The following is a 13,142-nucleotide window of genomic DNA, read 5'->3' as shown; positions in this document are numbered from 1 at the left end:
GGCTTGCGACAATCTTACAAGGCGTTGTTGAGCGCTCCTCTTCGTGGTCATTCAACGCGGCTTCGAGACGATCTTGGAAACCTGTGCCCCTTGTCGAGGGCGCCTGACTACCAAGGAACCGGTACAATTGTGCTCATGCCGTCATCCGGCAAATCACGAGCCGGGGCCCGTTTTTCGGCGCCAGCTTCTCGGCTCGCGTATCACCTGTCCGCTTTGCGGCGGCCTGCTCCGGCGCCGGTTTTTCTCGTGTTTGGCTCACACTCCAACGACCTGGCACGACTCTTGAGTGACTTACTAGCGAGAAGCGCAAACTGCCGACGGCCATTCACGTCACCTAAGACAGAAATGGTTCAAACAGCGAGGAAATATCGAGATTCTAGGGGAAAGGACGGCATGTAGTCATGATCATCGGGGCGGGATCGGCCGGATGATACAGCCGCCATCTGGGTTGCCGGCGTCAACCCCAAACAGTTCCTTCGTGAGGCGGGCCGGCGGCCAGGTCATCATCACGACGGATGTGGAGAACTTCCCAGGTTTCGCTGGATCAATCGAAGGACCTTTACTGATGGAGCAGATGCGCACGTACATCGCCGAGGCAACCCTCATCGCAACGGGAGCCCAGGCTCGCTGGCTTGACCTTCCCTCGGAAATGACATGCAAAGGATTTGGCGTGCCTTCTTGCGCCACCTGTGATCGCTTTTTCTACCAGAAGCAAGGTCGTTGTCGGGGGCGCCAGCACAGCAGTGCAGGAGGCGCTCCATCTGTCGAATCTTGCCTCCAAGGTCACGGTCGTTCATCCATCGACATCGCTTCCGAGCAGAGTCGATCCTGCGGGACCGCCTCTTGGCTCAAAGCTAAGGTTAGAGTCATCTGGAACCGAGTGATCGACGAAGTTCTCAGAGAGCGCGAGCCGCCGGAAATCAGTGACCGCCGTTCGGATCCGAAACGTGCATACAGGCTAAGTGAAGGAGCTGCCCACACGCGGCTTCGTCTTGTCACGATCCAGCAACCGCGTGGTTTCGCGGTCACGTAGAGGTGGGCCGGACCGGCTACATCAAGATCGATACCTGGCCGACGATGACAACCTCGGCAGGGTCCTCGCAGCCGGCGATGTTATCCACCCCGTGTTCCGTCAGGCGATCAGCGCCGCCAGCCGCCCTGGAAGCCGGTGACTTCATGACCGAGCATCCGCCTGCGCCTGTCTCGCAGGGATTTTGCTCTGAACTTGATCTCCGTGCCGGCAATCCGATCCAGATCGTTCTAAGGAAGGTTAATTCAAGTGGACAATCAACACAGAGCGGGCGGCTACGACAGCCTCCGAATCAATCGCGACGGCCCGGCAGAAGCCTTCGATGCCATTGGCGCTCACTATGATGAAGCCTTTCCAAACAAACAGGGTCAAGTCTCAGCGGGCGATTGGCTGATCAGGTCCTTGCCGACCGGGGCTCGGGTTCTGGATCTGGGCTGCGGTACCGGCTTACCAACTGCGCGCCAGCTCGTGGCCTCCGGTTTCGAGGTCGTGGGGATCGATCTTTCAGGCGAGATGGTGAAACTCGCCCGGGAGTGTGTCCCCGGCGCGACATTCCACCAGATGGACATTGCCGACTTGTTGCGGATGGCGGAACATGGCCAGTAGGCCGAATTTGATCTGCGCGACGGTGGTCTCGTGCCCCGCCACCAGCATGCCAGCCGCCGGGCCGATCGCCTCCTCTTCGGTCGCCTTGCCCTCACGGACCGCCGCGCTTCGCAAGTTTCAGAAAAGAGTCCGAACCAGAAGCGGTACTCTAGGAAGTGTGGACTCTTGGGATTCCCAAGGCTGAGCAAATCAGATTCAAGACTGTCTTTTGGAGGCAGTCATGGGTGTTTTGGATCGTCTGATCCTTCGGGACGAGCAGTGGGAACGGATATCGCATCACATCATTGGTGACGAGCGCACGCGCGGTTCGTCGGGCCGCGACAATCGCATGTTTGTGGAAGCGGTGCTTTGGATTGTGCGTACCGGCTCGCCCTGGCGTGACCTGCCGGAAGTGTTCGGCGAGTGGAACAGTGTCTTCCGCCGTTTCAGCCGCTGGAGCCAGAAGGGCATCTGGTGGCGCATGTTCGCCGCGATGTCGGACGATCCGGACTTAGAATACCTGATAGTTGATTCCACTATCATCCGCGCCCATCAGCACGCCGCCGGCGCAAAAAAGGGGCTGAAGATCAAGCCCTTGGCCGTTCTCGCGGCGGCCTGAGCACCAAGATCCACATGGCTGTGCGTGGTCTCGGCTGCCCGGTCCGCTTCAGGCTGACCGCGGGCCAGAAGGGCGAAGCGCCGCAAGCCGATGCTCTGATCGAGGGCCTACCCGCCGACATCGTCATGGCCGACACCGCTTATGACAGCGATCGCCTGCGCAACGCTATCGCTGATAAAGGCGCTGTGGCGGTGATCCCCAACAATCCTTCCCGCGCGCAAAAATACCCGCTGGACAAGCATCTCTATGCCCAGCGCCACCTGATCGAATGCCGTTTCTCGAGACTCAAGCAGTTCCGCAGGGTCGCCACACGCTTCGAAAAAACGGCCGAAAACTACCTCGCAGTCGTCACTATCGCAGCAATCGTCCTATGGATCAGATAACTGTCCACACTTCCTAGCGTGTCCACTCCACTACGCTTCAAGAGCGCAGTAGGCTACCGATGTCCGTGGCGTCTTTTCCGTGCTCGCCCACCGCCGTGTGAATAGCATCTTCTTCGGTCAGGTCTCGCCAGTCGGTCATTGGATTTCCCTCCTTTGGTGACGTACCCGCTTGCGATCGGTACTCTCGCCTCACGGTATCAGCCGAACTTCAGACCGATCTTACCGCTTGCAGAGACGGGGAGAGCTTTGCCGCCGATTTCTTTCCCAGGCCGGTCGCGCGTGCGAGCTCGGATCGCTTTCTGGCATAGTTCGGAGCTACCATCGGGTACTCGGCCGGGAGCTTCCACTTTTCTCGATACTGCTCAGGCGTGAGAGCGAATTTTGCCATCAAGTGTCGCTTCAGAGATTTGAAACTCTTGCCGTCCTCAAGGCAGACGATGAAGTCGTCGGTCACAGACTTCTTGATCGGCACGGCGGGGCGTTGCTCCTCGACTGTGGCTGGAGTTTTCGCTGGTTCAGAAGTCTTGCCCAGCGAGCCGTAGGTTTGCTGAATAAGATGGGGGAGTTCGCTGGGAGCAATGACATTGCGGCTCAAGTAAGCGGACACGATGCGGCTGGTGAGCTCAAGCCTTAGTTCGTTTGAGCGCGATTCCGTCAATGATCTTCTCCACAAGCTGTTACAAATTGAGATCGAGCATGCAACCTGCAGATATTTCGGTCGGAAGGAAGGCAGTGTACGAGAAAGCAAGACTTATCGACAGGTTCTGCCGGGGACTGTCAGGAATTCTGTGCGTGAGGCGGCCGCTCTCGTCATTGACTGACGAATCTCTCGCCGAAGACAGCGGCGAACTGGGTCTTGGCCTCGAACCATTCGCGCGGCGGTCGGCAAGTCTGACGCCACACGAAGGGGATCCGAGGGGAAGAAGCTCAGGCTCAAGACGGAGGCGCTGAACGAAAGACGCGGTCACCGATGAAGCGCGTCTCCATCAGATCCGTAGCGATCTCCTGTTTTCTGTTCGCTGCCCCATCATTCGCCGCCGCAGACAAGGCTCTGTGCTCTTCTGACGATGGCAGCTTAGTCGTTTTCGGCGATACTTCCTGCGCCTTAATTTTGGCGAAGCGTTGCTGTCCGGCGTCGTTATCTTTGGAGGCATCCGGCAGATTGCCCGTGTTGCTGAAATCATCGTGCCGTTCATGGCGGTCACGTATCTGCTCATGGCGGTTTATGTGCTGATCGCCAATGCGGCGCTGGTGCCTCACGTTCTCTGGACGATAGTTTCGAGCGCCTTCGGCCTGCAGGAAGCAGCCGGTGGCGTCACAGGTGGAATTGCAGCGGCGATGCTTAACGGCGTCAAACGCGGTCTTTTCTCCAACGAGGCCGGCATGGGTTCGGCTCCAAACATTGCGGCCGTTGCCACTCCTGTGCCGCATCATCCTTCCTCACAGGGCTTCGTTCAGTCTCTCGGTGTCTTCATCGACACGATTCTGATCTGCACGGCGACATCGGTGATGATCCTGCTTTCGGGAACGCTTGACCCCGGTTCCAGCATCACCGGAACGCAGCTCACGCAAGCCGCAATGAATGTCCACATTGGCGCCGCCGGAACCTATTTCATCGCAATCGCGATGTGCCGGCAATCGCCTGGGTTTGACGATCATGCGCTGCGCCACGCTAGTGATGGTGGTCTGGGGCGCCTACGAGAGCATTGCTACCGTTTTCGACGCAGCCGATGCCTCGATGGGCCTGATGGCGACGATAAATCTCATCGCGATCCTGCTCCTCTCAGGCACCATCGCGAAATTGACGAAGGACTATTTCAAGCAGCGGAAGCAGGGTCTCGCACCGGTTTTCCACGCTGCGGATTACCCGGAGCTGCAAGGCAAGATCGACCACGGGATCTGGTCACGCGTCTGATGCGGCGGTGCCAACCGGCGGCACATGTCCCCGCGCTGAGCACGCGGCAGGTGCAAAGCTTTCGCGAACCGCATGCATCCGCTCTCGCGCGCTTAGTCGGCGCGCTCGATCAACGCCATGACGGCTTTGTCGAAGCTCAAGCTCGGTTTCTACCGCCATTCGGCGACTGCGATTGCAGATCTGAGCAAGGCGGTCCGCATAGCCAGCGCTCAGAGAGACTGATTCATCCGAGTAAAAAAAACTTGCCGTCAAAGCGCAAGACTCGGTCGCCTAAACCGGGCGGCTGGCGCGCTTGCGGCGCATACCAGCGACGGGCCTAAGATTGCCGTCCGACCCGTCCGACAGCAGCATTTCACAACCATCGCACCCGTTCCCGACCGGGAGGCCCTCTGTAACTTAGTCGGGCGCTTTGTAAAATGGTATTCGAACGAAACGGATGAGCGGCGCTAAAATTCCGAACCACCGGGCCGCCTGAGCTCGATCGCCTGACGCCTTGCCGGTAAACGATAGCAAGGAGCTTTGCGGAAGCAGATTTCTAGTGGCGGGAAATCTATCGAAGCGCTTGTTTGAGCATGCGCATCAGTAACCCTTTCAGTTCCGGCTCCTGCACACGCCTGGCGGCCTCGACTGGAGACAGCCACGCCACCTCCCTCTCTCCTCGTTCCGGGAACTCGAGGTGCAGTTCGTCCACCTTCAGTCTGAACACCTCAACGACCGATGGCGTTGTTTGTCCGTCGCCGAGAGTTTTTAGATACGTGAAATAGCCCAGAGCTCGCTTCTTCGCTTTTCCGGCTACGCCAGCCTCCTCCCACGCTTCTCTTTCTGCCGCCTGATGTGGCTTCAGGTTCTTAATGGGCCAACCTTTCGGAATCGTCCACCGCCCAGAATCGCGGGTTGTGATCAACAAGACTTCAACGGCGCCCGTTTCGTTGGTCCGGTAACAGATTGCTCCGATCTGATGGGCGGCACCACCTTTCATCAGTGAGCTCGCATGGGGCGCAAGTCTCGCGAGGTAGCGATCCGCTTTTTTCATTGCGGCGCACCAGCTAGGGTGCTGCGTAATCAAAGAAATGTCTTTGCCGGAGAACCGATTATAGAACCCACACAAAACGTCGCGTCGAAGTTCACGCTGCAGAAGTTTCATGAGTTCTCCGTCCTTGCGTCCGAGCAATGGATCAGAAAGAGGGTCACAAGTCGAGCCTGGAGGCCGCCGATTTGGCGGCCGCCACCCATGGGGCCTCGCGTGCACGCCATCAGTGTAGAAGCGCAGCTGCCAGGAAAGCGGACGCCGTGCTTGCAAACACGATGATCGCGCATCCGCGCAGTATCTTCCGCCGGCGCGTTTGCTTGCCGGTCCAATCGTAGCCCATCAGCGCCTCCGAACGGCATCATGCCGCTCCTCTGATGTTCTGGCCAAATATCCCTAACAAAAGGAAAACTTCACGCCGATACCATTTCGAGCCATTGAAGCACGTCGGCGCCTCCTGCCATCCGAATTGGGGAACAGGCATTCGAGCAAAATACCTAGCTTAGCTAAAAGTCATCGAAGGATTTGCTCGCCTTGAGACCTCTTGCCGTCCCGGGCATTGACCGGTATTGCGAGGGATGCTCAGCAACCAACGAGGACAAGATGGCAACTGGCACCGTAAAATTCTTCGCCCAAGACAAGGGCTTTGGCTTCATTACCCCTGACAGTGGCGGCCCAGACGTATTCGTTCACATCTCGGCGCTCGGTTTTGGCGGTTCTCTTCAGGATGGCCAGAAGGTCAGCTACGAGCTGGGACAAGACCGCAAGACCGGCAAGTCGAAAGCCGAGAACGTCAGCATTCTTTGAAGCAGGGTCGCCCCGGCCCGTCTTGCGGCAATGTACATTTGCCGCAAGACGGGCTACTAACATCGTAGCGCAAAACGAAAAACGCGGGATTCCCGCTTCCGTGATTGCATACCGGTCCGGTGTCGCGCCAAATTGCTAGCGAAAGAAATTTCGCGAGCAGATCGATGGCGGAACTAACGACTACCGACATGGCGTTGCTCGACCGCGTCCCCACCGGATCGGTCTCGCCAGGCCGAGTAATGAACACAGCGCCAAGCCCCATTTCGAGACCGGCCCCTATGTCCACTACTGTGAGCACCGGGGCTGCACCAGAGCTTCGGCTCCGCCGTCGGTCGGTCGGAGCCGTCTCGGTTCTGCTTTAAGCATCGGCCCGATTGGAAAACCGGACTGACCACCCAGGCGCCATTGACCGCGCGAGCGACGCGCGGAATAAGCGAGCTATGACAGTAACAGTTACAGAAGAACAACGTGAAGCCGCCGACAATTTGCGCGAGTCAATGCGGATCTTCAACAATGCCATTCGCACAGCAGCCTATCGGGGCCTGCACGAGCAACCATGAAGGATAGGAGCCGACCGGCTGCCGACAAGGGTGGGAACCTCATGCCTGGTGACGTGTTCACCTGCCGAGGAGGCGGATTATGGCCGACAAAGAGAAGTTGAAGCAGCTGATCTGGGATTGCCAGAAGGACATCGCCGTATACCTTCCGCCGGAGAGCGGCATTTCAGAGCACGAGCTGCTCAGATGCTCATCGCGCGTCTCGACGGTAGCTAGGCAAAGGCAGTGCTTGGCGACGACTGGCAAGGGTAGTGACCTGATGAAGATGATGACGACGGAGATGGCAGCCGAACGCCTCGGAAGAGAGCGCTCCAGCCAGCCTGAGTTGTCGCAACCATCCGAGGACAAAATCGAGAACTGGTTGATCAACTCGGCCTGCGCAACTAGGTTGCACCAGGAATAGTTAGCGCGGGGCGCAATGAGTGACGTTCTGAAGACACTGGCCGATCTATCGGCGGCCGCAACAGCAATCATAACAATCCTTTACCTACTGGCGCTTTTGGGCAAGGGCGTCATGTATGCGATCAGCATCCCCGGGCGGGTACGCCGTAAACTCTACAAGCCCATGTTTATCGTTCTCCCGACACCTGAAGAGGTCGCCATCTATTGTGTGAAAAACGACAATACCCTCTTCGGCAGCGAGGCTGAGTGGCTCGAGGAGCGACAGGGCGGGGAAACTCGCCTCTATGAGGCCTGGATCCGCAAATCTAAGGAGAGGATAGCGATGTTCTACTACGGGACGTATGTCGCTGGCGCTCTCATCATCGGTAGAATGCTGGCGCTCAATTGGAGCGAAACCGACCTGAAGAAGAATGCAGCGACAGGGCTGTTCAGCTTCCTTTTTTTGTATCTCTGGGTTGCGTTCTTCCCGCTTCTTAATCGGCCCCGCCGGCCAAAGAAGCGCCTGTCCACAGCTTGGCCCAGGATATGGAATGGCTAAGCCGCGCACAAAAAGGCCCCATGGCTGAGGCCGCAGGCAATAGCGCGTTCAGGCCGCTCAGCCTTTGCCTGTCGAGTTTCGCCGCAAACCACCGCATGAACAGCACCTCGGACCCGCGCGGCCCGAGATAGGCGAGCGCAGCAATGAGTCCCGTTGCCATCGGTTGCTCCAGCGCCAACCACGACGCCAAAAACCTCGCCGATGAAGGCCATGCCGACGGCGATCGGCATTTCCCAGAGCAGCTCCTTTCCGAAGAACTTCCGGCGCATCTTCCGGACTTCGTTCGTGTGCCACATCAGCCGGCCGACCATCGCGCCGATCATCGTCGTCGCCGCGCCGCCGAACCAGGCATTGAGCAGCTCGATCAGAGACGAATATTTCTGCGACATTCAGCGCCCTTCCCCGTGTCTAGCGCATTCCGCTTTCGTCCAAATCGCCGCCGCGCAGATGCCGACGACGGTCCGGTCGATCTTGCGCTGATCCTCCGGCGTCGCACCGCGCGCGCCGATCAGATCAGTGCGCACCACCCGGCGGAGACCGTCGGCACTTGCCGGCGGCGAAGTCCCACATCCCTGCAGGGCAAAGGTCAAAGCGAGTACGGACATCGTCCGCAGTGCGGCCAGCTTCATTGTTCTGCCTTTCGATGGAGGTTCTGACGTCATCGTCGCCATGCCGGTAGATCCAAGCAACGACGGCGACAACGATGGCGAGAGCGGCCGCAGCCGCGATGAGGCGAGGCGTGGAGAACATCACGCCATCCCCTCGACCTGTTTCGCCACGGCCTTCCGATCAGCGTTCTTGCGCCAGTAGAGGAAGCCGGCAATGCCGCCGAAGGCGACGAGGATCAGGAGAAGGTTCTGCCAAGGTATGCCGCCGATCGCCGTGACCAGCGAAGCGCCGCCGCCGATGACAGAGGGCGTGATCACCTCTTTCGACTTCCACCACGGCGCATCGAGGCTCGGCGGTGTTACAGGAACCGGGACCGGCTTCTCCTCGGTCACCGGCGCGGCTTTGACCTCCGGCCGTGCCGCTTCGCCCGGGGTGAGAGCTACAAGCGCCGTATGCATCGCAGCACGGGTTTTCGGTCCGACATCGCCGTCCACCTGCAGGCGCTGGTCAGCCTGGAACTGAAGGACGTTATCGGCGCGGTAGCCGAGGAGCACGAGCGAAATCCGCGCAAGCCGGTCGAAGCGATCGGAGAGGCCGTTCTTTCCGCCGTTGATCTTTCTCGTAACGGTCTCACAGTCCCCTTCGTCGGCCCAGCGGTTCAGATCCCGGGTGTCCCAGTAGAACAGAGGCACCAGGCCTTCCCAAGGATCGGTGTTGACCGCATCCGGATCCTTGACGAAGTCCGGGCAGCTGAGGCCAGCCGCGCGGCACCAGTTGCGGAACTGGCGATAGTTGTCCTTCCCGGTGAGCTGCATGCCGGTGCAGCCGCGGTAGCGAAAGCCGTCTCCGTCATTCTCAGGCGTGTTGCCGAGATCGGTGCGCGTGTCGTAGCGCTGCTGCGCCGGCGTCGGACCCCAGATCTCGCGATCGTAGCGGAAGTCTCCGCTCTCATGCATGAGCTGGGCGAAATACTGGGCGAGCCGGTGCGGCCGATCCATGCCGAACCGGTCGCCGTATCTGTCCAGCGCCACAAGCACGGACGCGAGATAGCTCTCGCGGCAGCGCGAACGTGCTGAGCGGTGATGGCGCTCATTCGTTTCTCCTGATTGTCGTTGGGGAAGCTTGCGGCTAGCCACACACACTGGTGCATGGCGGGGGGCAGCGTTCGGGTTTAGACTGACGTTGGTCGCTTTGACCCCCCTCGCAGGCGCCCGGGAGGCTCGTCATCGGCCCGCGGGCCCTTGACGGGCCGCGCCATTGATCCACATCAATGGAAATGGGGACTTGGAAATGGACGATAGCGAACCAAAAAGCGCCGGCCGAATAGAGCCGGCTTCTGACCTCTTAGAGGCTGCCTCAAAAAGAATTGAGTGATTTCAGCCAGTTGTGATTCCGTCGGATTTGCAAAGATTCGATGGAGATCACGATGGCCTGGACTGAAACCACCCGGCGCAATTATGTCCGGCGGACGAGCGGATATGCAAGCGATGTCACGGATCGCGAATGGGATTTTGTTGCACCGTTCATGCCTGCGCCACGGCGTCTGGGTCGTCCGCGCAAGACTGATTTGCGCGATGTTTTAAACGCCCTTCTCTATATCGCTTCGACAGGCTGCCAGTGGCGGATGCTGCCGAAGGACTTTCCGCCCTGTTCGACGGTGCAGCGATATTTCTATGAATGGCGGGCAATGGGTCTTTGGCCACGGATCAACCATCACCTCGTCATGGAGGCGCGGGAATTGGAGGGGAAAGAAGCCTCGCCGACAGCGGGCGCGATCGACAGCCAAAGCGTTAAAACGACGGAAAGCGGCGGTATCCGTGGCTTTGATGCAGGCAAGAAGATTAAGGGCCGCAAGCGCCACATCATTGTCGACACGCTCGGGCTGATGGTCGGCCTCATGGTGCACAGCGCCGATATTCAGGATCGCGACGGCGCTCCCGATCTCCTGAAATCCATCAAAAACCGGTGGCCGTGGTTGCTTCATGTCTTCGCTGATGGCGGCTATGCGGGCGACAAGCTCAAAAAGCGGCTGCAGAAAATCGGGAAATGGACACTCGAAATCATCAAACGTTCCGACAAGGCCAAGGGTTTTGAAATCCTGCCGCGCCGCTGGGTCGTCGAGCGGACCTTCGCCTGGCTGGGTCGATGCCGCAGACTGGCCAAGGACTTCGAAAAATCCGTCGCTTCAGCAGAAGCGTGGATCACCATCGCTCACATCCGCATGCTCACCAGACGCCTTGCAAGATATGGATATCGTTGAAACCTTTTCGAGTCCGACTCTTAGAGATCGCGGCACATAGCGCCGTTTCGAATCTTTTGGACGTTGCGGCACAGCTTGCCGGCCTCGCCGAGGACCTCAAAGCCCTATCGTCTAGGCCGATCGAACCCAGACCGACATTGGCCGAGCCCGACGATCAGCCTGAATCAGGATTCTCCGGCATCATTTGAAAATCGAGCCATCAAGACAGTAACGCGGCAATGAAGGCCGCTACGAAAACGACTGCTGCGAGAGCTGCAGCCCGTCTATTATCTTGACGCGCTCGGCAGGAAGCATCGCTCTCCTCCTTCGGTGAACCCCTGAAAACGAAACGCTCCGCAACAAAGATCGTTGCTCGGACATGAGTTCGAACCGACGGGAAGAGTTTCCCGAGCCATAATAGTCGTGGTTGGTGCTTGTGATAAAGACAGATGAGCTGGATCGCCCGGCTTGGATGCTGCGAAGAGGCCTGCCATGGAAGATAGTGGAACTGACGCGGGGCACACGGACGAATCCGATTTACTCGATGCCCAGATGACCTCAGGAATACCGCTGATCGGGGCAGGTCGAGCGCGCCTCATCTGTACGCGGTGCTTGCATTTGCGCTCCGAAAACGCGAGATATACTCCTGCCTGTGAACTCGAACGATCGGGCAAAAGGCCTCTCTTGCCAGACCGGCGGGAGGGCCTTTTTCAGTTTTATAGCCATCTGTGACCGCAGAAGCTCTCTCGAGAGCGCTCCCGATAAGCGCCGATCAACGCGATGGCGCGCACATGCGGCGCTGCCTTCCCTGCCGCTGATGCGGTTGGCTTCTAGCGAAGCGACAACCATCTTCTGCCGAGATATACCGCAGCCCCAGGCGACCGGGATCGGCTCCGCGGTGCCCACAGACTTCCGACGCATCGCAAGAGTTGTCTCTTGGGCTGATACGGTATTCTCGTCGGTCAATGCACTTTGTTCCGGTAGCTCGTGATTTTGTCGGTCCTGCATTATTCGTTCCTAGCTTACAGGTGGTGGCGCCTCAAAGCTGCGTAGAAGGGACTGCTTGTGCAGCTCTGAGGGCATCATTCACCGAGCGGCTGACGAGTGCCGCCCGGACTGACAACTCCGGATTATTCAAAAGGTTTCGCTCGGCGGGAAGCTAAGACCTTCGCCATTGATGAGCCGGCGTAAGGCTCCATATTTGCACTGCTGGAAAGGCAGCGCTCCCTAGCACAACTTAGAAGGAGCGCTGCAGTTGGTCGACGTCGTGTATGGATGGCGAGGCGGCTGTTCTCGACGACAAGGGCCGCTCCGATTTCGGGATGCTGAAGCGGGCGCTCGGGCGGCTCCCTTCGCCGGTCGAATCTGACGTCATCCTCTGCTACGGCTTCGACCTCCTTATCGACTGCGGCTGCGGTTCCTAGGCAGGTTGCTGTCGCCTGATGAGGAAATATATCGAAATATAAACTGCGTACTGATTTGACATAGATCAAGGTATCGAATAGCACGCGTCCTATAACAACTGGACACTGCCCGTCCGGACGGAGAATGCAATGCCTACTTTGAAAGTCGATACTTCCAATTTCCAGAAAGAGGTTCTGAACTCGGCCGAACCGGTCGTAGTTGACTTCTGGGCACCATGGTGCGGCCCGTGCAAGATGATTGCACCCAGCCTCGAAGAAATCTCCACCGAGCTTGCCGGCAAGGTCAAGCTCGTTAAGCTCAATATCGATGAAAATCCCGAGCTGACGGCCGAGTATGGCGTCCGCTCGATCCCCATGCTTGCAATGTTCAAGGCAGGGGAAGTAGCCGACACCAGGGTCGGAGCCGCACCGAAGACGGCACTCATCTCCTGGATTTTGAACGCAATAGGTTGAGCCATTTAGACCTAGAATTGCAAAATACGAGCGCCCGGTTTGGCCGGGCCCTTTCTTGCCCTCGAACAATCGTGGCCGAGAATAGCGATTGCGCCCTTCCTCACCCGTGCAAGGGACCGCGACGTCGCAAATGACGCTCGCCGTTTCATAAATGTATCCACTACGACCGCTTTCTCTTCGACTACTCTATGGGGCTCTCAAACAGCGGATCCGACGAGCTCATTGGTTGGGTGAGCGACTTGCTCCACGGCAATGATGTTAAACGTACCGAAGCGGCCCAATCAATCGTAAGTTTCATCGACGAACTTGCAGCGAGCCGTCGGAAGCAATCGGCTGCCGATTTCATGACATACATCGTGCAGGCGCAGGTCCAGGGTCGTAGCGTAACAGATGAGGAAGTCCGGGGCATCGGTGTACTCTTCTTTATTGCCGGACTCGACACGGTCGCTGCCGCGTTAGGCTTTGACCTGGCCAATCTCCCGCAATCTGGAGGATCAGGAATCGCTGCGGAGAGAGCCGACCGATGACCTATGGGGGTCATGTATTCGGGCTCA

14 protein-coding genes and 6 pseudogenes are annotated in these 13,142 nt (G+C 58.5%); 13 read left to right on the top strand and 7 right to left on the bottom strand.

The features are described from left to right. Positions 1-689: 689 nt before the first annotated feature. Positions 690-884 (top strand): NAD-binding protein, encoded by a 195-nt coding sequence (locus tag JOH52_RS35720; RefSeq protein ID WP_227692153.1) that lies wholly within the window; start codon positions 690-692, stop codon positions 882-884. Between the two features lie 165 nt (positions 885-1,049). Here JOH52_RS35720 and JOH52_RS36060 read toward each other — a convergent pair whose 3' ends face one another. Next, on the bottom strand, positions 1,050-1,178 hold the full coding sequence (locus JOH52_RS36060; protein ID WP_014531042.1) for a hypothetical protein: 129 nt from the start codon (positions 1,176-1,178) through the stop codon (positions 1,050-1,052). A 101-nt stretch (positions 1,179-1,279) separates the two neighbouring features. On the opposite strand from JOH52_RS36060, the gene JOH52_RS36385 reads away from it, so the two are divergent. Beyond that, positions 1,280-1,636 (top strand): class I SAM-dependent DNA methyltransferase, encoded by a 357-nt coding sequence (locus tag JOH52_RS36385; RefSeq protein WP_017266118.1) that lies wholly within the window; start codon positions 1,280-1,282, stop codon positions 1,634-1,636. Here the strand turns inward: JOH52_RS36385 and JOH52_RS35710 are convergent. After that, a pseudogene (locus tag JOH52_RS35710) lies at positions 1,583-1,741 on the bottom strand (cytochrome P450); the annotation flags it as partial. The gene JOH52_RS36385 and the pseudogene JOH52_RS35710 overlap by 54 nt on opposite strands. A gap of 115 nt (positions 1,742-1,856) precedes the next feature. Between JOH52_RS35710 and JOH52_RS33220 the strand changes: the two are divergent. Next, positions 1,857-2,617 (top strand): IS5 family transposase gene (locus JOH52_RS33220; protein ID WP_086017833.1). Its coding sequence is split into 2 segments (ribosomal slippage): positions 1,857-2,184 and positions 2,184-2,617, totalling 762 coding nucleotides; the frame shifts between segments, so codons are not numbered across the junction. Positions 2,618-2,825: 208 nt separating this feature from the next. Here JOH52_RS33220 and JOH52_RS33215 read toward each other — a convergent pair. After that, positions 2,826-3,275 carry a Ros/MucR family transcriptional regulator gene (locus JOH52_RS33215; protein WP_013845279.1) on the bottom strand — a complete coding sequence of 150 codons (450 nt, stop codon included), beginning with the start codon at positions 3,273-3,275 and terminating at the stop codon, positions 2,826-2,828. A 461-nt stretch (positions 3,276-3,736) separates the two neighbouring features. Between JOH52_RS33215 and JOH52_RS33210 the strand changes: the two are divergent. Then, positions 3,737-4,532, top strand: a pseudogene (locus JOH52_RS33210) (alanine/glycine:cation symporter family protein); the annotation flags it as partial. A 550-nt stretch (positions 4,533-5,082) separates the two neighbouring features. Here the strand turns inward: JOH52_RS33210 and JOH52_RS33205 are convergent. Continuing rightward, positions 5,083-5,676 (bottom strand): NUDIX hydrolase, encoded by a 594-nt coding sequence (locus JOH52_RS33205; protein WP_017267115.1) that lies wholly within the window; start codon positions 5,674-5,676, stop codon positions 5,083-5,085. A gap of 486 nt (positions 5,677-6,162) precedes the next feature. On the opposite strand from JOH52_RS33205, the gene JOH52_RS33200 reads away from it, so the two are divergent. The 4 genes and pseudogenes from JOH52_RS33200 to JOH52_RS33190 all read left to right on the top strand — a co-directional run bounded on the left by JOH52_RS33200 (position 6,163) and on the right by JOH52_RS33190 (position 7,863). Continuing rightward, positions 6,163-6,366 carry a cold-shock protein gene (locus JOH52_RS33200; RefSeq protein ID WP_014528033.1) on the top strand — a complete coding sequence of 68 codons (204 nt, stop codon included), beginning with the start codon at positions 6,163-6,165 and terminating at the stop codon, positions 6,364-6,366. 217 nt (positions 6,367-6,583) lie between these two features. Next, positions 6,584-6,810: pseudogene (locus JOH52_RS35705) on the top strand (hypothetical protein). Between the two features lie 195 nt (positions 6,811-7,005). After that, a pseudogene (locus JOH52_RS33195) lies at positions 7,006-7,247 on the top strand (hypothetical protein). Positions 7,248-7,341: 94 nt separating this feature from the next. After that, the gene (locus tag JOH52_RS33190; protein ID WP_014528036.1) at positions 7,342-7,863 is read left to right on the top strand and encodes a hypothetical protein; all 522 of its coding nucleotides are present in this window, start codon (positions 7,342-7,344) and stop codon (positions 7,861-7,863) included. A gap of 67 nt (positions 7,864-7,930) precedes the next feature. On the opposite strand, the pseudogene JOH52_RS33185 reads toward JOH52_RS33190, so the two are convergent. The 3 genes and pseudogenes from JOH52_RS33185 to JOH52_RS35700 form a co-directional block, all read right to left on the bottom strand. Further along, a pseudogene (locus tag JOH52_RS33185) lies at positions 7,931-8,252 on the bottom strand (phage holin family protein); the annotation flags it as partial. Beyond that, positions 8,253-8,492 (bottom strand): hypothetical protein, encoded by a 240-nt coding sequence (locus JOH52_RS33180; RefSeq protein WP_013845271.1) that lies wholly within the window; start codon positions 8,490-8,492, stop codon positions 8,253-8,255. 120 nt (positions 8,493-8,612) lie between these two features. Beyond that, on the bottom strand, positions 8,613-9,470 hold the full coding sequence (locus tag JOH52_RS35700; RefSeq protein ID WP_234704696.1) for a peptidoglycan-binding protein: 858 nt from the start codon (positions 9,468-9,470) through the stop codon (positions 8,613-8,615). A 428-nt stretch (positions 9,471-9,898) separates the two neighbouring features. Between JOH52_RS35700 and JOH52_RS33170 the strand changes: the two genes are divergently transcribed. From JOH52_RS33170 to JOH52_RS33155, 5 genes and pseudogenes are all read left to right on the top strand, one after another. Further along, entirely contained in the window at positions 9,899-10,732 is an 834-nt protein-coding gene (locus JOH52_RS33170) for an IS5-like element ISRm4-1 family transposase (RefSeq protein ID WP_013851057.1), read from the top strand. Continuing rightward, a complete protein-coding gene (locus JOH52_RS35695) occupies positions 10,717-10,920 on the top strand; it encodes a hypothetical protein (RefSeq protein ID WP_337738587.1) in 204 nt (67 codons plus the stop codon). The genes JOH52_RS33170 and JOH52_RS35695 overlap by 16 nt, the downstream gene beginning before the upstream one ends. Positions 10,921-11,982: 1,062 nt before the next feature. Continuing rightward, positions 11,983-12,135 carry a DNA ligase-like domain-containing protein gene (locus JOH52_RS33165; protein ID WP_003532546.1) on the top strand — a complete coding sequence of 51 codons (153 nt, stop codon included), beginning with the start codon at positions 11,983-11,985 and terminating at the stop codon, positions 12,133-12,135. A 129-nt stretch (positions 12,136-12,264) separates the two neighbouring features. Beyond that, complete coding sequence (gene trxA / locus JOH52_RS33160; protein ID WP_014531028.1) at positions 12,265-12,588, top strand: thioredoxin; 324 nt, start codon at positions 12,265-12,267, stop codon at positions 12,586-12,588. A 188-nt stretch (positions 12,589-12,776) separates the two neighbouring features. After that, positions 12,777-13,107 (top strand): annotated as a pseudogene (locus JOH52_RS33155) (cytochrome P450); the annotation flags it as partial. Between the last annotated feature and the right edge of the window lie 35 nt (positions 13,108-13,142).

This window comes from Sinorhizobium meliloti (genome assembly GCF_017876815.1).
Taxonomy (GTDB): domain Bacteria; phylum Pseudomonadota; class Alphaproteobacteria; order Rhizobiales; family Rhizobiaceae; genus Sinorhizobium; species Sinorhizobium meliloti.
Note: the sequence above shows the minus strand (reverse complement) of the source record. Positions and strands in the feature narration are given on the sequence as shown.